Annotated in this window: 17 protein-coding genes and 1 tRNA gene; 9 read left to right on the forward strand and 9 right to left on the reverse strand. The window is 71.5% G+C overall.

The genetic code is table 11. The features are described 5' to 3' along the window. Positions 1 to 25: 25 nt before the first annotated feature. The 6 genes from CLV63_RS25250 (at position 26) to CLV63_RS25275 (ending at position 4642) form a co-directional block, all read left to right on the forward strand. A complete protein-coding gene (locus CLV63_RS25250) occupies positions 26 to 763 on the forward strand; it encodes a GntR family transcriptional regulator (RefSeq protein WP_106585704.1) in 738 nt (245 codons plus the stop codon). A gap of 107 nt (positions 764 to 870) precedes the next feature. Then, positions 871 to 1272 carry a plasmid replication, integration and excision activator gene (locus CLV63_RS25255; protein ID WP_106585705.1) on the forward strand — a complete coding sequence of 134 codons (402 nt, stop codon included), beginning with the start codon at positions 871 to 873 and terminating at the stop codon, positions 1270 to 1272. Positions 1273 to 1378: 106 nt separating this feature from the next. After that, on the forward strand, positions 1379 to 1618 hold the full coding sequence (locus tag CLV63_RS25260; protein ID WP_106585706.1) for a hypothetical protein: 240 nt from the start codon (positions 1379 to 1381) through the stop codon (positions 1616 to 1618). Then, complete coding sequence (locus CLV63_RS25265) at positions 1618 to 3267, forward strand: replication initiator (RefSeq protein WP_106585707.1); 1650 nt, start codon at positions 1618 to 1620, stop codon at positions 3265 to 3267. The genes CLV63_RS25260 and CLV63_RS25265 overlap by 1 nt, the downstream gene beginning before the upstream one ends. Further along, positions 3264 to 3458: a helix-turn-helix domain-containing protein gene (locus CLV63_RS25270; RefSeq protein WP_106585708.1), complete on the forward strand. Its 195-nt coding sequence runs from the start codon at positions 3264 to 3266 to the stop codon at positions 3456 to 3458. The genes CLV63_RS25265 and CLV63_RS25270 overlap by 4 nt, the downstream gene beginning before the upstream one ends. A gap of 23 nt (positions 3459 to 3481) precedes the next feature. Continuing rightward, positions 3482 to 4642, forward strand: a complete 1161-nt coding sequence (locus tag CLV63_RS25275) for a tyrosine-type recombinase/integrase (RefSeq protein ID WP_106585755.1) — start codon at positions 3482 to 3484, stop codon at positions 4640 to 4642. Between the two features lie 68 nt (positions 4643 to 4710). Here CLV63_RS25275 and CLV63_RS25280 read toward each other — a convergent pair. From CLV63_RS25280 to CLV63_RS25295, 4 genes are all read right to left on the reverse strand, one after another. Further along, positions 4711 to 4784: transfer RNA gene (locus CLV63_RS25280), tRNA-Thr, on the reverse strand. Between the two features lie 34 nt (positions 4785 to 4818). Beyond that, positions 4819 to 6294: an aminotransferase class V-fold PLP-dependent enzyme gene (locus CLV63_RS25285; RefSeq protein WP_106585709.1), complete on the reverse strand. Its 1476-nt coding sequence runs from the start codon at positions 6292 to 6294 to the stop codon at positions 4819 to 4821. 259 nt (positions 6295 to 6553) lie between these two features. Beyond that, positions 6554 to 8110 carry an alpha/beta hydrolase gene (locus CLV63_RS25290; protein WP_245929047.1) on the reverse strand — a complete coding sequence of 519 codons (1557 nt, stop codon included), beginning with the start codon at positions 8108 to 8110 and terminating at the stop codon, positions 6554 to 6556. Between the two features lie 71 nt (positions 8111 to 8181). Further along, positions 8182 to 9354 carry a DNA polymerase III subunit delta' gene (locus tag CLV63_RS25295; protein WP_106585710.1) on the reverse strand — a complete coding sequence of 391 codons (1173 nt, stop codon included), beginning with the start codon at positions 9352 to 9354 and terminating at the stop codon, positions 8182 to 8184. A 318-nt stretch (positions 9355 to 9672) separates the two neighbouring features. On the opposite strand from CLV63_RS25295, the gene CLV63_RS25300 reads away from it, so the two are divergent. The 3 genes from CLV63_RS25300 to CLV63_RS25310 are packed head-to-tail and all read left to right on the forward strand — an operon-like array spanning position 9673 to position 13495. Next, a complete protein-coding gene (locus tag CLV63_RS25300) occupies positions 9673 to 10821 on the forward strand; it encodes a M20 family metallopeptidase (protein WP_146165658.1) in 1149 nt (382 codons plus the stop codon). Beyond that, positions 10818 to 12140, forward strand: a complete 1323-nt coding sequence (locus CLV63_RS25305) for an alanine racemase (RefSeq protein WP_106585712.1) — start codon at positions 10818 to 10820, stop codon at positions 12138 to 12140. The genes CLV63_RS25300 and CLV63_RS25305 overlap by 4 nt, the downstream gene beginning before the upstream one ends. A gap of 41 nt (positions 12141 to 12181) precedes the next feature. Then, the gene (locus CLV63_RS25310; protein WP_211301459.1) at positions 12182 to 13495 is read left to right on the forward strand and encodes an MFS transporter; all 1314 of its coding nucleotides are present in this window, start codon (positions 12182 to 12184) and stop codon (positions 13493 to 13495) included. Positions 13496 to 13612: 117 nt separating this feature from the next. Here the strand turns inward: CLV63_RS25310 and CLV63_RS25315 are convergent, their stop codons facing one another. The 5 genes from CLV63_RS25315 to topA form a co-directional block, all read right to left on the reverse strand. Further along, positions 13613 to 15823 (reverse strand): tetratricopeptide repeat protein, encoded by a 2211-nt coding sequence (locus tag CLV63_RS25315; RefSeq protein WP_170134316.1) that lies wholly within the window; start codon positions 15821 to 15823, stop codon positions 13613 to 13615. Between the two features lie 175 nt (positions 15824 to 15998). Continuing rightward, positions 15999 to 16610 (reverse strand): DUF6879 family protein, encoded by a 612-nt coding sequence (locus CLV63_RS33745; RefSeq protein ID WP_170134317.1) that lies wholly within the window; start codon positions 16608 to 16610, stop codon positions 15999 to 16001. Beyond that, entirely contained in the window at positions 16603 to 16872 is a 270-nt protein-coding gene (locus tag CLV63_RS25320) for a hypothetical protein (RefSeq protein ID WP_106585758.1), read from the reverse strand. Before CLV63_RS25320 ends, CLV63_RS33745 begins: the two co-directional genes overlap by 8 nt. A 131-nt stretch (positions 16873 to 17003) precedes the next feature. Further along, positions 17004 to 19070 (reverse strand): dTMP kinase, encoded by a 2067-nt coding sequence (gene tmk / locus CLV63_RS25325; RefSeq protein ID WP_106585714.1) that lies wholly within the window; start codon positions 19068 to 19070, stop codon positions 17004 to 17006. 275 nt (positions 19071 to 19345) lie between these two features. Then, positions 19346 to 22174 carry a type I DNA topoisomerase gene (gene topA, locus CLV63_RS25330; RefSeq protein WP_106585715.1) on the reverse strand — a complete coding sequence of 943 codons (2829 nt, stop codon included), beginning with the start codon at positions 22172 to 22174 and terminating at the stop codon, positions 19346 to 19348. Positions 22175 to 22394 lie beyond the last annotated feature (220 nt).

Raw genomic sequence — 22394 nt, forward strand, 5'->3', positions numbered from 1 at the left:
AGTGGTCAAGTGATAGAGCGGACAGGTGATCGTGGTGTCGGTGGAGTTCGAGCCGCCGAAGTATCTGGCTGTGGCAGCCGGGGTGAAAGATCGGATAAGGCACGGCGAGTTCGGGCGCGGTGAGCAACTGCCCTCGGAGAGCGCCTTGGTGCGTGAGTACGGGGCGGGGCGCACGACCGTGGTGCGGGCCTTACAGATCCTTCGCGCCGAGGGGTGGATCGACCGAGAGCACGGACGCGGGTCCTTCGTCAAGGCCGTCCCTCGGAACCCTGAGACGCGGCGGGGAATCGGTGAAACGGAGTTCGTCCAACCAGAGGACACCGCCGGGGCCGAGTTCGTATCGGCAGAGACACGCGAGGCACCCTCACCCGTCTGCCTCGCTCTCGGTGTCCCTGAGGGGACGCCGCTCCTCCTGCGGCGCAAGTTCGTTCACGACGACGGAGCGCCCAAGGCGGTCGTGTCACTCTGGTTCCCCGTGGAGGTCGCCGAGGAGACGCAGCTCGCGCATTCAAGGCTGCTGCGTGTGAGCGTCCGCCAACATCTGAGTTCCGAGCGGGCGATTCGGACGGATCGCGTCGTGGAGCGCCTTGCTGCGCGGTTCGCGACGGCGGAACAGGCGCAGGCGCTGAAACTGGACGACGGGTCGCCGGTACTCCACGCCTTTGCGGTGCTGTACGACACCTCGGACAGGGGCGTTGTGGTGGCCGAGGTCGTCGTCTCGCCTCTGGCGGAACCCGTTTTCGAGTACACCGACCTGAGCTGAACGGCCGCACTGGTCGGACGCCACTTGTCCGGATCGGTGCGGCCGAGTACATTCGGACCACTTGATCGGTCAAGCGATTGAGTGACTATCTGAAAGGACGATTTGTGATGGCTATTCGAGGTCCCTTGCCGGTCGCGTTCGGTGCGGTTTTCCCGCACGGCGCATACGCGCTGACCGTGGAACCGATCACGGATTTCGAGACCAAGCGTCCACAGACGGACAAGGTGTCCGGGCTGCCGCTGTGGGCTGTGGACGTGATCGACGCCGATCCCGAAGCGAGGGGAAAGGCGAAGTCGGTCCGCGTCAAGGTGGCCGCCCAGAACTGCCCGACCCTTCCGGACGAGGTGCCCGATCTGCCCTTCCGGCCGGTCGAGTTCGACGGCATGGCGGTCGTCGCCTACGTGGACGACTCCGGTCGGCGCCCTCGGGTCGCCTACTCGCTGCGCGCGCACGGGGTCAAGGCTCCGGGCGGTGCCGGTCGGCGTGCTGCGGCTAAAGACTCCGCCTGACACCTGAAGCGGGGCGGCCCGATGTTGGCGCATCCGGCCGCCCCTTGACTCTCCCCGTTTCCCCAGCTTGGCGACTGATGAACGACAGAAGAGGTGCGTCCATCCTATGACGACCAGTGAGACGGGCCGCGTGAGTGCCCGCGACGTGAGCGCGTTCCTGACCGAGGTTCGCGACCGGGCCGCCAATGCGGCCTCTCCAACCACTGACGTGGCGTTCTTCGAACGCAAAGCGGCGTTGTTCGCCCGGATCGCGGCCAGTACCCCGGATGACGAGGAAGCGCGCGCCGTGGCCGAGAACGCGCGCCGCCAGCTCGACGACGCTCGCGCCAAGGCCGGTGGTGCCTGATGCCGACTCCGACCGGCAAGACCACGCGTGCCGAACGCATGGCGCACCCCTTGGCTCGTGAAGTGGCCGAGCAGGTCGCGGCCGACAACGGGGTGTGCGTCCGTCCGGTCCCGCTGCGGCGTACGGATCAGGAGACGGGGCGCTCCGACATCGTGGACGTCCCCTGCGGGTCCACCCTGGAATCCCGTTGCCCGCCGTGTGCGAAGCGCAAGCGGTCGCTACGCCGCTCGCAGTGCGAAGAGGGCTGGCACCTCACCGAGGAACCCACTGTTGTCCCCGACTCTCCCAGCGATCTCCAGTCGTGGTGGGTCGAGTGGCGCGCCGTTGTGACTGCTGAGCGCGACGCCGCTGCCTCCTCGGGCACGGTGGATGACGGGGAGCTGGCCGAACTGGACGCGGTGCTGGCAGACCTCGACCAGGGCATTACCGCGTCGGGCCTGCGCGGCAGGGTCGCCCCTGCTCCTGGAACCGAAGCAAGACCACGCCGCGTGCGCTCGACGCGTCGCCGCCAGGACGCGCCAGATCTGCCCAAGCGCCCGATGGTCCGGCGCACGGTCGGCCGGACCTACACCGATCCGACCGACGGCAGGGAGTTCCGCCCGTCGCTGTTCCTTACGCTGACCTGCGACACCTACGGGCGAGTGCGCTCCGATGGGACCCCGGTGGACCCGGCGTCCTACGACTACCGGCGGGCGGCGCGCGACGCGTTGCACTTCTCCAAGCTGGTCGACCGGTTCGTTCAGAACCTGCGCCGCGTGGTCGGCTTCGACGTCCAGTACTTCGCGACCGTGGAACCGCAACGGCGGCTGGCTCCGCATCTGCACATGGCCACACGGGGCACCGTCCCGCGCGCCGAGCTGCGGCAGATCGCGGCGGCGACCTACCACCAGGTGTGGTGGCCCAAGGCGGACGTGGTGCGGTTCGAGGGCGCGCACGTGCCCGCGTGGGACGACGGAACGGGAACCTACTTCGACCCGGCCACGGGCGAAATCCTGCCGACCTGGGATGCGGCCCTGGACGCACTCGACGCCGACACGGACGCCGAACCCATGCACGTGTGCCGCTTCGGTCCCCAAGTGGACGCCAAGGGCGTCGTCGCGGGTTCGGCCGACGCGGACCGGTGCGTGCGCTACCTGGCGAAGTACCTGACCAAGGAGATCCACGAATGCCACGCGGTCGAGAGCACCGCGCAGGGTCGGCACGTGGAACGGCTCGTGGAGGTACTGCGGTTCGAACCGTGCTCACCTCGCTGCGCGAACTGGCTGCGCTACGGCGTCCAGCCGCAGGACGCCAAGGCGGGACTCCGACCGGGCTACTGCTCTTCCAAGGCGCACAAGCGCGAACACCTGGGCTACGCGGGCCGCCGCGTCCTGGTCTCGCGCAAGTGGTCCGGGAAAACCCTGACCGATCACAAGGCCGACCGCCTTGCCTGGGTGTTGAACGTGCTCGGCGTCGATCCCTCGGCGGACTCCGATCGGCAAGCAGGGGCCGGCAACGAATTCGCATGGCAACTCGCCCGTCCCACTGACCCGGACGTCCCTCCTCGCGAACTACGCCTACTGCGCTCTGTGGGCGATGCGCTCAAACGGCGCGCCCAACTCGACGCAATACGGAACCCACTCCCTCCGGCGACCGGGGAAGTCTCATGAACGCTCCGCGCCTCCTCTTGACCGTTCCCGAAGCGGCACACGCACTGTCCATCTCACGGAGCAAGCTCTACGAACTCCTCTCCTCCGGCACGGTCCGCTCGCTGCGCATCGGCGGTTCCCGTCGTATCCCAATGGCGGCGCTGGACGAGTACGTTTCCGGCCTGCTGGGCGCCGAGACGAGGGCCGCCTGATGGGCCGGTTGCGCGACGGAGTGATGAAACGCGGTAACACCTGGTCCTATGTGGTCCGGGTGACCGATCCGGAAACCGGGGTGAGCAAACCCAAGTGGGTCGGCGGGTTCCCGACCGAGAACGATGCAAAGGCCGCCCGTGACGAGGCCCGTGTCAAGGCTCGGCGGGGTGAGTACATCGACCGGTCGAGCGTAACGGTCTCGGAGTACCTGACCGACTGGCTGGACGGGCACGCTCTGGAGGTGAAGCCGCGCACGCTCGATGACTACCGGAACTGCATCCGGCTGTATGTGACCCCGCGACTCGGAGCGGTGAAGGTCCAGGCGCTTCGGCCGAGCATGTTCACCAAGCTCTACCGGGACCTTCGGTCCGGTGGCGGCAGGGACGGCAAGCCGCTCGCTGTGAGCACGGTGACCCACCTGCACGCCATCCTGCGCAAGGCGTTCCGGGACGCCGTGGTCGTTGACCAACTGCTGTCCGGCAATCCCGTCGAACGCGCCAAACGCCCTCGGGACGCCTACCGGGAACCGGGCACGATCTGGACCAAGGCACAGCTTCGGAGGTTCCTCGAAACCGCTCGGGGTCACCGCCTGTTCGCGTTCTTCCACCTGGCCGCCTACACGGGGGCGCGCCGTGGCGAACTGCTCCACCTGCGGTGGGCGGACGTCGACTTGGACGGCAAGCGGATCACCATCACCGGATCGACGTCGGTGATCGGGGGAACCCGCGTGGACGGCACGACCAAGAGCGGCCGGTCCCGGGTGGTGACGCTCGATGACTCGACGGTTGAGGTCCTGCGGGCGCACCGCGTTCGGCAGTCCGACGAAGCCGACACGGCGGACGACGCTTGGCAGGGTGACGAGGGCGGCCACGTGTTCACGACGGCGTGGGGTGAGCCGATCTACCCGGACACCGTGACCGGGCTGATCCGGACCCTCGTGAAGGCGTACAACAAGCCCAAGGGCAAACCCGTGCGCCCGGACCCACTGCCGCTGGCGCGGCTGCACGACCTCCGGCACCTGCACGCGACAACGCTGCTGCTGGCAGGGGTGCCCGTACACGTGGTGGCCGCTCGCCTGGGGCACGCCGATCCGGCGATCACCCTGCGGGTCTACGCACACGTGGTGCGCACCGCCGAGACGGCTGCGGCCGACATCTTCGCGCAGGCGCTCAAAGAAGACTGAACGCGCCTGTTAGCAAGGGTGTTAGCAAAACGGCCCTCCCCGAATCCGGGGAGGGCCGTTCACCTGGGAGCCGCCTATCGGAATCGAACCGATGACCTACGCATTACGAGTGCGTCGCTCTGGCCGACTGAGCTAAGGCGGCGTAGCGGGCACAATTCTAGCGCCTGTGCCGACCGTCAGCGTACAGGTTTGCGGGCGGCCCTGGTGGGGTCGAGGTAGGTGGCGAAGCCGAACTCCAGGAAGCGGGCGATGTCGGCGAGGTCCGTGGCGGGGCCGATGGAGACGCGGACGGCGCCGCCGCTGGGTGCGGCGAGGCCGTCGAGGTGGTCCTCTGCGAAGTCGGGGTAGGGCCGGAAGGCCAGCGACCGGTCCTTGGCCTGGATGGCGGCGAACGCCGACTCCGCCGCGCCGGGGTTGGCGAAGCAGCCCGTGCGCAGGGTGATGCCGTGCGCGGCCGCGTCGCGGGCGACGAGGCGCTCGTCGACGACCAGCCCTCCTTCGTCGAGGAAGCTGAACGCCACGGTCCCGCCCCGGTCGGTGAGGTCGGCGGGGCCGTAGACGCGGACGAGCGGCGCGCCGCCGGAGTGGCGGGCCGATGTCAGGCGGTCCAGCAGCCAGCCGGTCAGGCACCGGACGCGGGTGCGGATGGTGTCGGCGCCGATCTGCCCGAGGCGGTACAGGCCGACCTCGATGTCGGGGATGGAACGGTACCCGGCGGCCCCGTTGCGCGCGGCGGCGTCGTCGCTGGTCAGCTGGAACCAGTCGCCGATCGCCCCCGAGGACCGGTCGCGGGTGGAGAACCAGGGCCGCTCCAGGCGCGCCAGGGCCTCGCGACGCGCCACCAGGCAGCCGAGCGCCGTGGGGTAGCCGAAGAACTTCGCCCAGCTCACCGGCATGAAGTCGGGTTTGATCCGGCTCAGGTCCAGCGGGTCGGTGGGCACGTGCGCCGCGGCGTCCAGGAGGACGTCGTAACCGTGCGCGTGTGCCGCCTCGATCCAGCCGAGTGGGTGCCGGACCCCGGTGAAGTTGCTCTGCGCGGGGTACGCCAGCAGCCCGCGGGTCTCCCCGGACCGGCGGCGGAGCATGCCGAAGCGGGACGCGGGGCTGCGCAGCGCGGCGTGCATGGCATCGTCGTCGCCGCGGAGGTCGGCCTCTGCCAGGCCGACCGTTTCGATGGCGGCGCCCTGGGCGCGGGCGAACTCGCGGATGCCGTTCACCGCGTTGTGGTTGTCGACGAGCTGCACGAACCGCGTGCCGGCCCGGAACGGGTAGGCCTCCCCCACCATCCGGCAGGCGCCGGTCGCGCTGCCGGTGAAGATGACGGTGTACTCGTCGGGGGACGCCCCGAAGTGCGCGAGGACGCGTTCGCGGGTGCGGTCGACCAGCCGCGAGGACGCGGGGGACATGGGGCAGACCGCCGCGGTGGCGGGCGGCGCGTGCCGTCCCGGCGGGTCGATGCCGGCGCGCAGCTGCCACTGCGCGGGCAGCCCCGACCCCGCGTAGTCGAGGTACACGTGCCCGCCGGAGTCGAGGTAGTCGTAGTCCTCGGCGCGTACCCCGTCGAGGCACGCCGTGCCGCCGTACTGCGGGTATGCGGTGAGGAAGGCGCTCAGGCCGGGTACCGGGCGCGAGGGTCCGGCGACCCCGTTCATCCACCCCGCGGAGGCCCGCCGGCCCGTCCGCACCGTCGCCGTTGGCGCGGAATGCTTGCCACGCTGCATGTGATCCCCCTGAACGGACTTTCCCCCAGGTCGGGGCCGTGATCCAGGGTTGACACGTTCTTTTGCCAGATTTTGCCGACGCACGGTGAACACGCGACCCGCGGATCCGGCCCGCAGCAGCAGCCGACCGGTTCCGTAGTGATCGTTGCTGTCGGCTTTGTGCGCGCTTTACGGACGCGGGCGGGCGGGTTCAGCGGCAGACTGTGCCTTCGTCGGGGGCTTCCGCCTTGATCAGGTAGCGGTCGACGGCGGTGTCGACGCAGGAGTCGCCCATGCGGTACCCGGTGTGGCCGTCGCCGTCGCGGGTGAGCAGGACGCCGGAGTCCAGGCGGTCGGCGAGGCGCCGCGACCACCGGTAGGGGGTGGCCGAGTCGCGGGTGGTGCCGACGACCAGGATCGGGTCGGCGCCCTTCGCCGTGAGGGACGCCGGGGCGGCGACGGCGTCCTCGGGCCAGTAGGCGCACGCCATCGCGTTCCACGCGAGGCCCGGGCCGAACACCGGGGACGTGGTCCGCAGCTCTTCGGCCGCCTCCCTGTACGCCGACACCGTGCGGGGGCTCGCGCTGTCGGCGCAGTTCACCGCCACCAGTGCGGCGGCGGAGTTGCGGTAGGTGCGGTCGGACTCGCCGCGGCCGTAGACGCGGTCGCCGAGGCGCAGCAGCCCGGTGCCGTCCCCGTCGAACGCGTCGGCGAGGGCGGTGCGGGCCTGGGGCCACAGGTCCTCGCTGTAGAGCGCGCCGAGGAGCCCGGTCTCCACCCGGGAGCGGGTGACCTCGCGGCCGTCGCCGAGGGTGCTGTCGAGCGGGGTGCGGCCGGTGTCGGCCAGCAGCCCGTGCAGCCGGCGCATGGCGGACCCGGCGCCGTCGTCCGCGCCGCCCAGCGGGCAGTCGGTGCGGCGCACGCAGTCAGCGACGAAGGCGTCGAGCGCGGTGCCGAACCCTTCGGCCTGCTGCACGCTCAGCTCCAGCTGGTCGGCGGCGGGGTCGATCGCGCCGTCGAGGACGAGGGCGCGCACCCGGCCGGGGAACCGGTCGGCGTAGTGGGCGCCGATGGCGGTCCCGTACGACTTGCCCAGGTAGGTGAGCGCGTCGTCGCCGAGGGCGGCGCGCAGGACGTCGAGGTCGCGGGCGACGTCGGCGGTGCCGACGTGGCCCAGCATGGCGCCGGAGTTCTCCTCGCACGCCGCGACGAAGGTCTTGACCTCCCGCTGCATCTGGCGCACGCCCTTGGCGGTGAGCTCGCTCTGGTCGCCGTCGCCGTCGCGGGTGTCGAACCGGGCGCCCTGGTAGGCGTCGAGCCCGGCGGCGTCCAGGCAGTACACGGGGCTGCTGCGGGCGACGCCGCGGGGGTCGAAGCCGACGATGTCGAAGTGCCGCCGGACGTCCTCGGACACGATGCCCGCCGCGCCGGCGACGTAGTCGACGCCGGACCCGCCGGGCCCGCCGGGGTTGACCACCAGCGAGCCGAGCGGGTCGCCCGCGGCGGGCAGCCGTTTCGCGGCGATGGTCAGTGTGGCCCCGCGGGGGCGGTCGTAGTCGCGCGGCACGGTGACGCCCGCGCATTGGAACCCGGATCCGCAGTCGCGCCAGTCGACCTGCTGGTCGTAGAAGCGCGCGAGGCCGGGGGTGGGCTCCGCGGCGCCGCCGGCGGCGTCGGCGGTGCACCCCGCCGCCGCGAGGAGCGCCAGCGCGCACAGCACCGCCGCTCCGGCGCCCGCCCGGTTCCGCCCCGCTCGCTCCTCGGCCACCCGGTCACCTTACGGCGCGCGGGCCCGCCGCCATGCGGTTTTCGGGCAGGGGCCGGCGGCGGCGGGCCGGCTCAGCCGATGAGGAGTGCGGAGGTCATGGCCTCCATGGCGATCTGGGGGTGGACGTTGGCGCCGATGCGGCCGCGGCAGCGCATGATGGCGTCGATGCGGCGCAGGGTGGACTGCGGGGTGCTGCCCTGGGCGACGCGGCGGAGGTCGGCCTCGCGGGCGCGGGTGGACAGTTCGACGGTGGCGCCCATCTGGACGGCGAGGACGTCGCGGTAGAACGCCACGAGGTCCATCAGGGCGATGTCGTAGGTGTCGCGCTTGATCCTGGTGGCGCGGCGCTTCTGCTGCTCTTCGAGGTCCTTGAGGGCGCCGGCGGCGCCGCGCACGGCCTTGGCGACGCCTTTGCCGGTGGCGCCCTCGCCGAACGCCGCCTTGAGGCTGTCGGTCTCCTCCTTGTCGAGCCCGGCGGTGGTCGACTTGGACTCGGCCTCGGCGAGTTCGTACAGGCGGGCGGCCGCGACGACGCAGGCGCCCATGCCGTCGAGCCGCGCGGGGATGCCGAGGACCTCGGCGCGGCGTTCGCGCGCCTCGGGGTCGGTGGCGAGTTGCAGCGCGCGCTCGACGTGGCCGGCCGACGCCACGGCCGCCTCTTCGGCGAGGGCGGGTTCGACGCCGTGGCGGCCGGTGAGGAGCGCCGCGACCGCCCGGGTGGCGGGCGTGCGCAGGGTGACGAGGCGGCACCGGGAGCGGATGGTGACGAGGAGGTCTTCGGCGGTGGGCGTGCTCAGCAGCCACACGGTGCGCGGCGAGGGCTCCTCGACCGCTTTGAGGAGGGCGTTGGACGCCGCTTCGGTGGCGCGGTCGGCGTCTTCGAAGAGCACGACCCGGAAGCGGCCGCCGGTGGGGCTGGAGGCCGCGCGGAGCACGAGTTCGCGGGTGCGCTCGACGCCGAAGCTCAGCCCGCTCGGCTTGACGAAGAGGACGTCGGGGTGGGTGCCGGCCTGGACCTGGTGGCAGGAGGGGCAGTGCCCGCAGCCGCCGTCGCGGCATTGCAGGGCGGCGGCGAAGGCGCGGGCGGCTGCGGACCGGCCGGCGCCCGGGGGGCCGGTGAACAGCCAGGCGTGGGTCATGCCCGCGCCGGGGGCGCCGGCGAGCTGGGCCCCTGCCGCGGCCGTCGCGGCGCGGAGCTGGGTGATCACGGTGTCCTGGCCGACCAGGTCGTCGAAGACGCTCATCGACGACAAGCATAGGAGCCGGGCCGGACATGTGCGGCCGGATCGCCGCCGGGGCGGGGGACGGCGCGAGGGCGCGGGGCTGGGGCGCGGGGCGGCCGTGGCACGTTCACGCGGAGTTCACCACCACATCACAGCCATGATCTTCGTCACTACGACGTGACCAGCACTAATGCCGGATGATAAGAACTTCCTAGCTAATAGTGCAATGCTTGTTGCACATGTTGCACATCGATCGAATCGCCGTGGCAGCGCGCGCCGCAGGCCCGGCCCGCACCCGCGACCACGAGTCCCGAGCCCCGAGCCCCGCACAGGAGCACCGTGTCCCACCTTGAGGATCTGCTCACGCAGATGATCCGGATACCCAGCGTCAACCCGCGCGGCGCCGGTGAGCCCGCCGAGACGGCGCTCGCGGAGTTCGTCGCCGACTGGGGCCGCGCACACGGCCTGGAGACGAGCCTGCACGAGGTCGCGGACGGGCGGTGCAACGTCATCGCCACGCTCCCCGGCGACACCGAGCGCCCGCTGCTCCTCGAAACCCACCTCGACACGGTCGAGACGGAGGGCATGACGGTCGACCCGTTCGAGGCCCGCGTCGCCGACGGCCGCCTGTACGGGCGCGGCTCCTGCGACGCCAAGGGACCGCTGGCGGTGTTCCTCACCGCCATGGCCGACCTCGCCGCCGCCGGCCCCCGCCCGCAGACGGTCACCCTCGCCGGCGTCGTGGACGAGGAGCACGTCTACCGCGGCGTGCAGGCCATGCGCGCCATGGACCTCGCGCCGTTCGGCGCGATCGTGGGCGAGCCCACCTCCATGCGCATGGTCACCGCGCACAAGGGGTGCATGCGCTGCCGGATCACCGCGCGCGGCCCCGGCGGGCACAGCTCCGAGCCCTGGGGCAAGACCAACCCCTTCGACACCGCGGCCCGGATCATCGACTTCCTGCACGGCGAGCACACGGCCGAGCTCGACGCGAACCCGCGCCCCCTCATCGGCCCGCCGTCCATGACGGTCACCATGATCGAGGGCGGCTCCGGGCCCAACGTCCTGCCCGAGAGCGTGACCATGACCGTCGACCGCCGCACCGTCGTCGGCGAGGACCCCCACGCGGTCTGGGCCGAGCTGCGCGACCTGCTGGCCGCCCGCTTCGGCGCGCAGGTCGAGGTCGCCGAGCCGCACGTCGTGGACTACGCGCTGGAGACCGACCCCGCGGACCCCTTCGTCAGCGGCTTCGCCGGGGTCCTCGGCGCACACGGGCTCGACCCGGCGCCCAAGGGGGTCGGCCACGGCACCGACGCGTCCAAGATCGCGCTCGACGGCGTGCCGTCCGTCGTCTTCGGCCCCGGCGCCATCGCCCAGGCGCACATGCCCGACGAGTTCGTGCCGCTGGCGGAGCTGCACGAGGCGCACAAGGTCGTCGCCGCCGCGCTGCGCACCCCGTTCGCCCCCGCCATCGGAGGTGCGCTGTGACCGGCTCCGCCGCGACCCCCGGCCGCTCCCCCGGCGACGCGTCCCCGCTGGACGACGGCGCCGTCGGTCTCCGCTTCAAAGGGCTGCCGCCCGACGCGGCCGACCTGACCCTCGCCGAGATCGGCGCCGAGCGGCGGAACCTCTTCGCCGGCGGGTTCACCTTCCCGGCGCTGGTCCTGCGCGAGGCCGCGCTGCGCCACAACGCCGCGCTCATGGCCCGCTACACGGATGAGCGGGGGCTCTCCCTCGCGCCGCACCTGAAGACGACGTCCTCGCCCGACATCGCCCGCTACGCGCTGGACGAGGGCGCGTGGGGCGTCACCGTCGCCACCCCGTTCCAGGCGCGTGTGTTCATGGCCGCCGGGTGCACCCGTGTCCTGCTCGCCAACCAGCTCGTGGACCGCGCCTTCGCCCGCGAGGCGGCGGCGTGGCTCGCTGCGGACGACGAGCGGGAGTTCTACTGCTACGTCGACTCCGCCGAGGGCGCCGCCCTGCTCGCCGACGCCTTCACCGGTGCGGCGCCCCGCCGCCCCCTGCCCGTCCTCGTCGAGCTCGGCCACGAGGGCGGCCGGGGCGGCTGCCGGACCGGCGACGCGGTCCGCGCGGTCGCCGAGGCGGTCCGCAGCCACCCCGAACTGGCGCTCGCCGGCGTCTCCGGGTACGAGGGGTCGGTGTCGCACTCCCGCGGGGCCGACGGACTCGACGCGGTCCGCGCGTACCTGCGGCGGCTCGACGCCGCCGCCCGCACCGTCGCCCCGCTGGCCCACCCCGCCCTGCCCGAGCTCGTCGTCTCCGCGGGCGGCAGCCTCTACTTCGACCTCGTCGCCGAGGTCCTCACCGGCGGCCCCGCCGATGGCAAGCAGCGGCGCGTCGTGGCACGTCCGGGCGCCTACCTCACCCACGACGAGGGCCTGTACCACGACCTGTCGCCGCTCGACGGCGACGCCGGGAGCGCCGACCCGGCGCTGCGGCTGCTCCCCGCCATCGAGGTGTGGGCGCCCGTCCTCACCCGGCCCGAACCGGGCCTGGTGATCCTCGGCGCCGGGCGCCGCGACCTCAACTTCGACGAGGGCATGCCGACCGCCGCTGCGGCGCGCGACCACCGGGGCGGCGCGCCGCGCCCGCTCACCGGCTGCGAGGTCACCGCGCTCAACGACCAGCACGCCTACCTGCGCGTGCCCGCGTCGCTCGATCTGTCCCCCGGCGACCTCGTCCGCCTCGGCATCTCCCACCCCTGCACGGCGCACGACCGCTGGCTGACCGCGCTGATCGCCACCGGCGACGACACGGTGTCCGCCGTCGCCCGCTGCTACTTCTGACCCCGCACCCGACACCATCCACCGTCAAAAGGACACTTCCCGTGACTGCACAGAGCGCTGTCGGAGGGCGCCGCACGCGGACCCGCTTCGCGGTCCTCGCGTCGGACTTCGTCATCCTCGCCCTGAACTACGCGGACCGCGCGGTGATCGGCGTCGCCGCACCGCTGATCATCGCCGAGTTCGGGTTCTCCAAGGCCGCCTTCGGCTGGATCCTCGCCGCCTTCGCGTTCACCTACTCGCCGTTCGGCTTCATCGGCGGCTGGCTCGCGGACAAGTTCGGCCCGCGCAACGTCATGGGCTGGGCCGCCATCGCGTGGTCCGCGTTCACCGCCCTCACCGCCGCGGGCACCGGGTTCGTCAGCCTGCTCATCATCCGGCTGCTGTTCGGCGCGGGCGAAGGACCGCAGGCGACCGTCACGGCCAAGATCATGCAGAACTGGTTCCCAAAACGGGAGCTGGGCATGGCCGTCGGCATCGCCAACGCCGCCACCCCGCTGGGCGGCGCGATCGGCACGCCCGTCGTCGTCGCCATCATGGGGGCGACGCAGGGCAACTGGCGGCTGCCGTTCATCATCTTCGGCGCGCTGGGCATCCTGTGCGCCATCGGCTGGTTCGTCGTCGTCCGCGACACGCCGGAGCAGCACCCGCGGGTCTCCCCCGCTGAGCTCAGCCACATCCGCCAGGACACCGAGGCCCCGTCCACCGAGAAGGACCCGGCCGCGAACAAGGGCTGGTGGCGCTTCCTCGGCCTGCGCGCGGTCTGGTCGACGGCGATCGCGTTCTTCGGCTACGCGTGGATCCTGTGGACCTTCCTCAACTGGTTCCCCACCTACCTCGTGGAAGAGCGGGGCATCGACCTCGACGGCCTCGCCGTGAGCGCCTCGATCCCCTGGATCGGCGGCTGCATCGGCCTCGCCCTCGGCGGGATCTTCACCGACTGGCTCGTGCGCCGCACCGGGCTCACGGCGGGCCCGCGCCGCTGGACGGTCGTGCTGTGCCTCGCGGCGACCGGCGCCCTGTTCGGCGCGGTGCCCATGGTCAGCAGCGAGCCGGGCGCGGTGGCGCTGATGACCGTCGTGGTGTTCCTGCTGTACTTCACCGGCGCCCAGTACTGGATCATCGTCGGCGAGGCCGTGCCGTCGTCGGTCTACGGCTCGGTGTCGGGCGCGGTGCAGATGTTCGCGACCACCGCGTCCATCATCGCCCCGATGGCGACCGGCTACCTGGTCGACTCGTCCCTCGGCTGGGGCGGCATGTTCAGCGTCGCCGCCGGAATCGCCCTGCTCGGCTCCCTGCTGCTGGCGGTGTTCGGCCAGACCTACACCCGCAAACCCGCACCAGACCCCGCGAGCTGACCCACACGAAGACACCGGCGGCCCCGGGCCCCTGTTGGGGGCCGGGGCCGCCGGTGGTCGTCACTCCTTGATGATCGGCATCATCCCCCGTGGGCGCCTCGGCGTCCTTGGGGAGACTCACCTCCCGGCAATGCCCTGGATGGCGAGCGCCACTCTCTCCCGCTCCCGCTGCGCCTCCGGGTCACCGAGCGTGTCGAGCAGCGCGTGCGCTTCGCGAAGGACCGCACCCGCCTCCGAGAGCTCCCCCGATCCGGCGAGCAGCCGACCGAGCCGCGCAAGCGCGAACGCGAGTCGGCGCCGCGCCCCGTGCCTTCGACAGCTGGAAACCGCTTCTCGACACAGCTCGACGGCCTCTCCAATGCGTCCGGCGCTTCTCTGGACCTCGGCGGCTCCCAGAAGGGACTCGGCTTCGCGGTCGACCTCACCGAGGTCCCGATGCATGGCGGCTGCCAGGAAGAACGCCTCCAGGGCCGCATCGACCCCGCCCTCCGCGGCGTGCAGCCGGCCGAGTTCCAGTGACGCGTAGGCGATACGCACACTGTTCTCGAGTTCCTCCGCGACGCGTAAGGCATGGATGGTGTGCTCACGTGCCTCCTCGCCCCTTCCGCCCTCCTGCGCGGTGCGGCCGAGCGTGATCAGCGTCGAGAACTCACCGAGCCGGTTCCCCGTGGCCCTCTGGAGACACAGCGCCGTGTGCGCGGCACTTTCGGCAGCGGCGAGTTCGCCCGTTTCCAGGAGGGCATCCGCGAGGTTGGCAAGGGCGATGCCCTCCCAACGTTCGTCGCCGAGTTCGCGAAACCGGGTCAGGGCTTCCTCGAAATGCGTCCGCGCGTCCGCCATCTGATGCGCGCGCAGCCGGACAAGACCGAGTGCATTGTGCGACGCGCCCTGACCGAAGAGGTCGTGCTCTGCGGTCCGGATCGCCAGCGCCTCTTCGTGGTGGGCCAGTGCGTCCTCTCCTTTCCCGGCCTGGACCAGGGCCATACCGAGATTGTCGAGAAGGTCGGCGACGGCGGCGGCAGGCGCGCGCTCCCGGGCCGAGCTGAGGCCGACCCGACCGGTGTCGATCCAGTCCTCGATGTGCGGCCGGGACGCGTAAATCCGGCCCAGCGTCGCGGCCAACCGCCACGCGGGCTCGGGCAGGTCCGCTGCCTCGGCGCGCTTCACAGCGGCCACGAGGTTGGATTTCTCCTGCTCAAGCCACTCCACGGCCGCGGCGCGGTCGGCGAACGCGAGGGGTGGAGCATCGTCGAGTACGGGCCACTCGGGCGTCCGGAACTGGGTGTCGATGAACGAGGCCGCGTGGTGCGCGGTACGCAGGTACCAGTCGAGCACCCGCCGGAGAGCGGCCACCCGAATCTCCTCGGCGTCGTGGCGTCGTCCGAGTTCTGCGGCATATGCGCGCAGGAGGTCGTGGAACTCGAACCGCTCCGCCCCCGATTGCTCCAGCAGATGCGCTCCGGCCAGGGCATCGAGCAAGCGGGCGGCCGCCCTGACGGGGAGGTCGGCCGCAGCGGCGGCGGCCGGAACGCTGAAATCCGTACCGGGCATCAGGCCGAGCACCCGGAAAAGTCGTGCCGCATCGTCCGGCAGGCCACGGTACGACCACGCGAACACCGCATCGATCGTGTCCTGCTCGTCCTCATCCACCACGAGGCTCTCCCATGGTCCCGTTCCGTCCTGCAACTCGTTGATGAGGTCGGCCAGTGGCATATGAGGCCGTACTGCGGCACGTTCGGCCGCGATCCGCAACGCGAGGGGAAGCAGCGCGCACAGGCGGGCGAGGTGGGCCAGCTCGGCCGGCGCGTCTTTACCTCGGGCGGAGTCGGTGATCGTGCGCAGCAGAGCAACGGACTGCGGGGCCGAGAGCGTACCGACTTCGACCCGACGGGCACCGTCCCTCGCGACCAGGCCGGACAGGCGGCCGCGCGTGGTCACGACGACCGCGCAGCCGGCGCCGGGCAGCAACGGGCGCTCCTGCCTGGCAGAGGAGACGTTGTCCAAGACGACCAGAAAGCCGCCGCCCGCCAGAATCGACCGGTACAGCGCAGTACGGTCCTCGATGGCGGCCGGCGCCGCGGCCGGCGGGACGCCCAGTGCGCGCAGGAACCCGTCGATGACGCGCTCGACGGTCACGGGCTCCTGGGGATCGTATCCCCGCAGGTTCGCGTAGAGCTGTCCGGCCGGGTACCGCTCCTTCACACGGTGCGACCAGTGGACCGCGAGAGCCGTCTTTCCCGCTCCTGCCGTTCCGGCGATGAGCACGGTGCCGGAGCCGTCGGTTCCGATGCACGAATCGAGCTGCGCGATCTCGTCGGAACGGTTCACAAAGTCCCGCACCCCGCCGGGCAACTGCCGCGGGCCGGGGAACCGTGTGGCTTCGGGGCCATGGAAGTGGACGCCTCCACTGACGCTCCCCGCCTGGACCGCCTGTCCGAAGGCGCCGGCCATCGAGGACCGGACGTCCCGCGGAGGCCGGCCGTCGTCAGGCATGGCCGGGCGGTCAACTTCCGCTGGGAGGAGCGAGCGGCGCGACGTGCCGGTCGAAGTACCCGGGCAGCGGTGTCCCGACACGGTGGAGGCGGGCGATCTCTTCGCGGCAGGCGACGACGAGTCCCCGATCATCGTGGGCCGTTGCGCCGCACAATACCCCCTCCTCCGAGTAGCGGATCCGGTAAAGGACGGCACTCCCGATGGCGACGACCTCGGGGAGTTCTCCCGCGGACTCCAGCGCGACGACCAGATCGGCACCGCCCACGCGGATGTCCTCGCCGTGGCGGTGCCGGATGTGCAGCGCGTGGAACTCCCACTGGAGGTACGGCGAAAGGGGTTCTTCGGCGATGCGCAGTCGGTGTGCCTGGACACCCATACCGCCGAGCGTGGCCAGCTCGTTCGCCGTATCCGCGCTCGCGGCTTCGAGCAGCCTGAGCGCTTCGTCCCATGAGCCGCGGTCGAACGCAGCCCAACTGGCGTTCTCGGGCTGGCGAAAGCTCTGGCGGCGTTCGAGCTTCCAGACGCCTTCGTCGGCGGCGTGCGGGAGCCGGGAATCGAAATCGTCGAGGTAGTCGGCCAGCTCCAAATGCCGCCCGGGTTGAGCGACGACGCGTTCAAGCATCGGCGATGTCGTCCTCGGCTGCGGTCAGTACGTTGCGGGGGATGACGACGAGGCGTTCGTCGGCGGCGATCTTCAGGTCATCGGGCATGTCATCGCGGTAACGATCGGTCAGGTCGCGGCCGACGACCGCGATGTCGCCGTTGCTGAGTTCCCACAGATCGGGGCACCCGCTGATCTTGTCCGTATTGCCGAGTTCACTCGGGGACCTTCCCAGGCGTCGAACAAGTCGGGCCGAGGAGTCGGCTTCCCAGGGGCGAGCCACGATCGCGTCTCCGTCCACGGTGAAGGGGGCGCCATCGTAACCCAGGGGTGCCGTAGCCCAGGGGCCTGATTTCCGGGTCGGACCGCCGGCGGCCCCGGGCCCCTGTTGGGGGCCGGGGCCGCCGGTGGTCGTCACTCCTTGATGATCGGCATCATCCCCGTGGGCGCCTCGGCGTCCTTGGGGACGGGGTCGGGCATGATCGGGCGGAGGCGGCGCTGGATCTGGCGGGTGATGTCGCCCTGCTCGCCTGCCGCGTCGACCACCAGGTAGCGCTCAGGGGCGCGCTGGGCGAGCGCGCGGAAGCCCTGGTGGACCCGCTGGTGGAAGTCGGCGGGCTCGGCCTCCAGGCGGTCGGTGGGGTCGCCCACGCGGGCCATGCCGGCCTCGGGCGCGAGGTCGAGCAGGACCGTGAGGTCGGGGACGAGGTCGTCGGTGCCCCAGGAGTTGACGTACTCGATGTCGGCGGGGTCGAGTTCGCGCCCCGCCCCCTGGTAGGCCAGCGTCGAGTCGACGTAGCGGTCGGTGATGACGATGGCGCCCCGCTCCAATGCCGGGCGGATGACCGAGTGCACGTGCTCGGCGCGGTCGGCCGCGTAGAGCAGCGCCTCGGTGTGCGGGGAGATGCCGGTGTTGTCGCGGTCGAGCAGCAGCGCGCGCAGCCGCATGCCGAGCTTGGTCGCCCCCGGCTCGCGGGTCGTGACGACCTCGAACCCCTCGTCGCGCAGCCACACCGTGAGCCGGTGCGCCTGGGTGGACTTTCCGGCGCCCTCGCCGCCCTCCAGCGCGATGAACGTGCCGGGGAGCCGCTCGGTCTCCGTGGTCTCGGGCTCCAGCGGGACGCCGCGCAGCGACGCCGACAGCTCCTTGAGGACCGGCACCTCGGCTTCCTTGCTCTCGCGCATCTGCCGGTAGGAGACGAACGCGACCACGCTCGCCAGCACGCCCGCGAGGATCAGCACCCCGGCCGCGCCGGAGAAGTCGTAGGCGAGGTCGGCCCGCTCCCAGTGGTAGTCGCCGATGGCGGCGGCGAGCAGCGGTGCGACGGCGACCGACGCCATCAGCACGACCTTGGACGCGGCGTGCAGGAAGGCGAACGTGCGGCCGCGGAGTTCGTCGGAGACCTCGTTGCCGAGCATGGTCAGCCCGATGACCCAGGCGATGCCGGCCCCGGCGCCCATGACCGTGGTCAGCAGCGCCGCCATGACCATGTTGGGGATGAGCCCGACCAGGATCAGCGCGATGCCCGACATCGCGAGGGCCAGGCCGAAGAGCCGGCGGCGGCTGAAGTCCTTCAGGATCCGCGGCCCGGCGAACATGCCGAGGGCCATGCCGGTGAACACGGCGCCGAACATCACACCGAACCCGGCGTTGCCGGCCCCGAGCGTGTCGACGAAGAGCCGCGCCACGCCGACCACGGCGCCGCCCGCGGCGAACGCGCCGAGCATGCCCAGCAGCAGCCCGCGCACCAGTGGGGTGCCGCCGACGTAGCGCCAGCCCTCCCAGATGGTCTTGAGGACGTTGGAGTCCTCCAGCGGGGCGCGGTCCTTGCGCGGAATCGGCAGCCGCCAGATCACGGCGGCCGCGATGAAGAACGTGACGCCGTTGATGTAGAGGGCGACGTCGGCCTCAGGGGTGCTGAGCGACGGGATGAGCCGCCCCAGCACCGAACTGAAGGACGCCAGGACCGCGAACAGCAGCGCCGCGACCGGGGCCGAGCCGTAGGTCGTGAAGAGGCTGAGCTGGTTGGCCTGCTCCAGCTTCTTCTTCGGCACCAGGTTCGGGACGGTGGCGTCCTTCGCCGGCGCCCAGAACATGGCGACGCACTCGGCCAGGAAGTTGGCGATGAGCAGCCACTCGATACGCCCCACGATGGGGATCGAGATGTACAGCAGGCCGCGCACGATGTCGCCGACGACCATGGTGAGGCGGCGGTCGACGCGGTCGGCGATCCAGCCGGCGAACGGGCTCAGCACGATCGACGGGAGCAGCTTCAGCACCACGACGCCGCTGACAGCGAAGTACTGCACGACGGTTCCGCTGTCCTCGGTGAGGATCGTCGCGAGGGACATCAGCGCGAGCAGGCTGAGCCAGTCCCCCAGGCTGGACAGCGACAGCGAGATCCAGAGCCGCCGGAACGGCTTGATCGCGAGGACATTGCGCGCCTCGCCGGGCGCACCGATTGGGGCAGATCTGCTCATACTCATGAGGTTACTGACGATTCGAGCCCGTTCAGGGCGTTCGGGCAGGACGTGGGTCGCGCAGCGGACTCGCGCATGCGCGATGCGGGCGGGCGGGACCAGCCCGGGGACGGTACGGGCATTTCCGGCGCTCTCCTGATGTCGTCGCCGGCACGGTGCGCGGATCGATCGCAGCGGTGCCGGGGAATTGGCGGTTCACACCCCCGACGCGGCAGTGCCGCGCGCCCCGATGCTAACGGGGCTCGCGGCACTGTACTGCGGATGCGGGGGCAGTACTACCCCTCGTCGTTCTCCGACTTGGCCGCCGCGGCACCCCGCGGCGCGGCGGCGGCCTTCGTGGCCGGTGCCTTCTTCGCCGCCGGCTTCTTCGCCGCGGTCTTCGCGGCCGGCTTCTTGGCGGCCGTCTTCTTCGCCGGCGCCTTCTTGGGGGCCGCCTTCTTGGGGGCCGGGGCCTTGGCGCGGCGCTCGGCGAGCAGCTCCGCCGCGCGCTCCACGGTGATCGACTCGACCTCGTCGCCCTTGCGCAGGGAGGCGTTGGTGGTGCCGTCGGTGACGTAGGGGCCGAACCGGCCGTCCTTGATGACCATGGGCTGCTCGGTCTCGGGGTCGGTGCCGACCTCGCGCAACGGCGGGGCTGCCGCCGCCCGGCGCCCCCGCTGCTTGGGCTGCGCGAAGATGGCCTTCGCCTCGTCGAGGGTGACCGTGAACATCTGCTCCTCGGTCTCCAGCGAGCGGCTGTCGGTGCCCTTCTTGAGGTACGGGCCGAAGCGCCCGTTCTGCGCGGTGACCTCGTCGCCGTCGATCTCGCCGACCGTGCGCGGCAGCGACAGCAGCTTCAGGGCGTCGTCGAGGGTGACCGTGTCGAGCGTCATGGACTTCAGCAGCGACGCCGTGCGCGGCTTCGGGGCGTTCTTCGGCTTCTTCGGCTTGCCCTTGGAGTCGAGCTCCGGCTCGGGCAGGTCGAGGACCTCGGTGACGTAGGGGCCGAACCGGCCGCTCTTGGCGAGCACCGCCCGCCCGGTCTCGGGGTCGGTGCCCAACTGGCGGTCGCCGCTGGGCTGCGCGAAGAGCTCCTCGGCCTTGTCCTTGGTCAGCTCGTCGGGCGCGAGGTCCTCGGGGACGTTGACCCGCTCGCCGTCGCGCTCCATGTAGGGGCCGTAGCGGCCCACCCGCAGCATGATGTCGGTGCCGGGGAGGGGGAAGGAGCTGACCTCCTTGGGGTCGATCTCGGCGAGGTGGTCGCCCACCAGCTCCTTCAGCCCGGTCTCGTCGCTCGCGCCGTAGTAGAAGCGGCGCAGCAGCGGGATGCGCTCGGCGTCGCCGCGCGCGATCTCGTCGAGCATCTGCTCCATGCGGGCGGTGAAGTCGTAGTCGACGAGGTTGCCGAAGTGCCGCTCCAGGAGCTGCACGACGGCGAACGCGAGGAAGGCCGGTACCAGCGCCGACCCCTTCTTGAACACGTACCCGCGGTCGAGGATGGTCCCGATGATCGACGCGTAGGTGGAGGGGCGGCCGATCTCGCGCTCCTCCAACTCCTTGACCAGCGACGCCTCGGTGTAGCGCGCCGGCGGCCGGGTGCTGTGGCCCTCGGCGTCGACGCTCTCGGCCTTGAGGGGGTCGCCCTCGTCGACCGGGGGCAGCCGCCGCTCGCGGTCGTCGAGCTCGGCGTCGGGGTCGTCGGAGCCCTCGACGTAGGCCTTCAGGAAGCCGTGGAAGGTGATGATCTTGCCGGTGGCGCTGAACTCGGCGCGCTCGCCGCTGCTGGAGGTGCCGACGACCTTGACGGTCACCGACTCGCCCACGGCGTCCTTCATCTGGGAGGCGACGGTGCGCTTCCAGATGAGTTCGTATAGCCGGAACTGCGCCCCGGTGAGGCCGCTCTCGGCGGGGGTGCGGAAGGACTCGCCCGCCGGCCGGATGGCCTCGTGCGCCTCCTGGGCGTTCTTCACCTTGCCGGCGTAGACGCGGGGCTTGTCGGGGACGTAGGAGGCGCCGTAGAGGCGGACGGCCTGGTCGCGCGCAGCGGCGATGGCGCTGGTCGACAGGGTGGTGCTGTCGGTGCGCATGTAGGTGATGTGGCCGCCCTCGTAGAGGCGCTGCGCGACCTGCATGGTCTGCTTGGCCGAGAAGCCGAGCTTGCGCGACGCCTCCTGCTGGAGGGTGGTCGTGCGGAACGGGGCGGAGGGCGAGCGCCGGTACGGCTTGCGCTCCACGGCGCCGACCGAGTAGTCGGCCCCTGCCAGCCGGGACACCAGCCCGCGGGCGGCGTCCTCGTCGAGGTGCAGGACGCCCTTCGCGGAGCGCAGGACGCCGTCGGAGGTGAAGTCGCGCCCCTGCGCGACCCGCGCGCCGTCGACCGAGACGAGCTGGGCCTGGAAGGTGGCGGGGTCGCCCGCGCCGCTGCCGCCGAGGGTGTCGAAGACGGCCTTGAGGTCCCAGTAGCCGGCGGGGGTGAACGCGATGCGCTCGCGCTCGCGCTCGACGACGAGCCGGGTGGTCACCGACTGGACGCGGCCGGCCGAGAGCTTCGGCATGACCTTCTTCCACAGGACCGGCGAGACCTCGTAGCCGTAGAGGCGGTCGAGGATGCGCCGGGTCTCCTGGGCGTCGACGAGGCGCAGGTTGAGTTCGCGGGTGTTCTCGGCGGCGTGCCTGATGGCGTCCCCGGTGATCTCGTTGAAGACCATGCGCCGCACCGGGATCTTCGGCTTGAGCTCCTCGCGCAGGTGCCAGGCGATGGCCTCGCCCTCGCGGTCCTCATCCGTGGCGAGGTAGAGCTCGTCGGCCTCGGCGAGGAGGTCCTTGAGCTTTTTGACGTGGGACTTCTTGTCGGCGTTGACGACGTAGAGCGGCTCGAACCCGTGCTCGACGTCCACGCCGAGCCGGGCCCACGACTCGCCCTTGTACTTGGCCGGGATCTCCGCGGCCTTGGTGGGGAGGTCGCGGATGTGTCCGATGCTGGACGCGACGACGTAACCGCGGCCCAAGTAGCCGGCGAGGGTCTCGACCTTCGTCGGCGACTCCACGATGACGAGGCGGTTGCCTCCGCTCGCGGCGGTGTCGTTCGAGCCGTTCGTTCCGGCGCTGCCCTTCTTGGCTGGCACGCTCAATACCCCTACGTCTCACCTTGCGTCGTCATTTGCGGGCGGCATCACATGCTGCAATCGTGCGGCGCCGGTCCGGCCGCTCACCCGGCGGAGATCTCTGCCGTTCGCGTCGGGCCCCCGGCAACCGACGGTAACCGACCCCGTGGCGTTCCAACGCCTTGGCAGGGGCGGCCTCTTCCGGCCAGGGACCCGGGTCGGAGGGTCCCGGCGGTGCGCG

Origin of the sequence: Murinocardiopsis flavida, from assembly GCF_003014485.1 — a bacterium.
Classification (GTDB): Bacteria; Actinomycetota; Actinomycetes; order Streptosporangiales; family Streptosporangiaceae; genus Murinocardiopsis; species Murinocardiopsis flavida.

Coding starts and splice junctions, on each gene's coding strand:
- CLV63_RS33745 (WP_170134317.1), bottom strand. CDS start 16,610: ATGCTTGAACGCGTCGTCGCTCAACCCGGGCGGCATTTGGAGCTGGCC.
- CLV63_RS25275 (WP_106585755.1), top strand. CDS start 3,482: ATGAAACGCGGTAACACCTGGTCCTATGTGGTCCGGGTGACCGATCCG.
- CLV63_RS25270 (WP_106585708.1), top strand. CDS start 3,264: ATGAACGCTCCGCGCCTCCTCTTGACCGTTCCCGAAGCGGCACACGCA.
- CLV63_RS25285 (WP_106585709.1), bottom strand. CDS start 6,294: ATGAACGGGGTCGCCGGACCCTCGCGCCCGGTACCCGGCCTGAGCGCC.
- CLV63_RS25260 (WP_106585706.1), top strand. CDS start 1,379: ATGACGACCAGTGAGACGGGCCGCGTGAGTGCCCGCGACGTGAGCGCG.
- CLV63_RS25295 (WP_106585710.1), bottom strand. CDS start 9,354: ATGAGCGTCTTCGACGACCTGGTCGGCCAGGACACCGTGATCACCCAG.
- tmk (WP_106585714.1), bottom strand. CDS start 19,070: ATGAGCAGATCTGCCCCAATCGGTGCGCCCGGCGAGGCGCGCAATGTC.
- CLV63_RS25265 (WP_106585707.1), top strand. CDS start 1,618: ATGCCGACTCCGACCGGCAAGACCACGCGTGCCGAACGCATGGCGCAC.
- CLV63_RS25255 (WP_106585705.1), top strand. CDS start 871: ATGGCTATTCGAGGTCCCTTGCCGGTCGCGTTCGGTGCGGTTTTCCCG.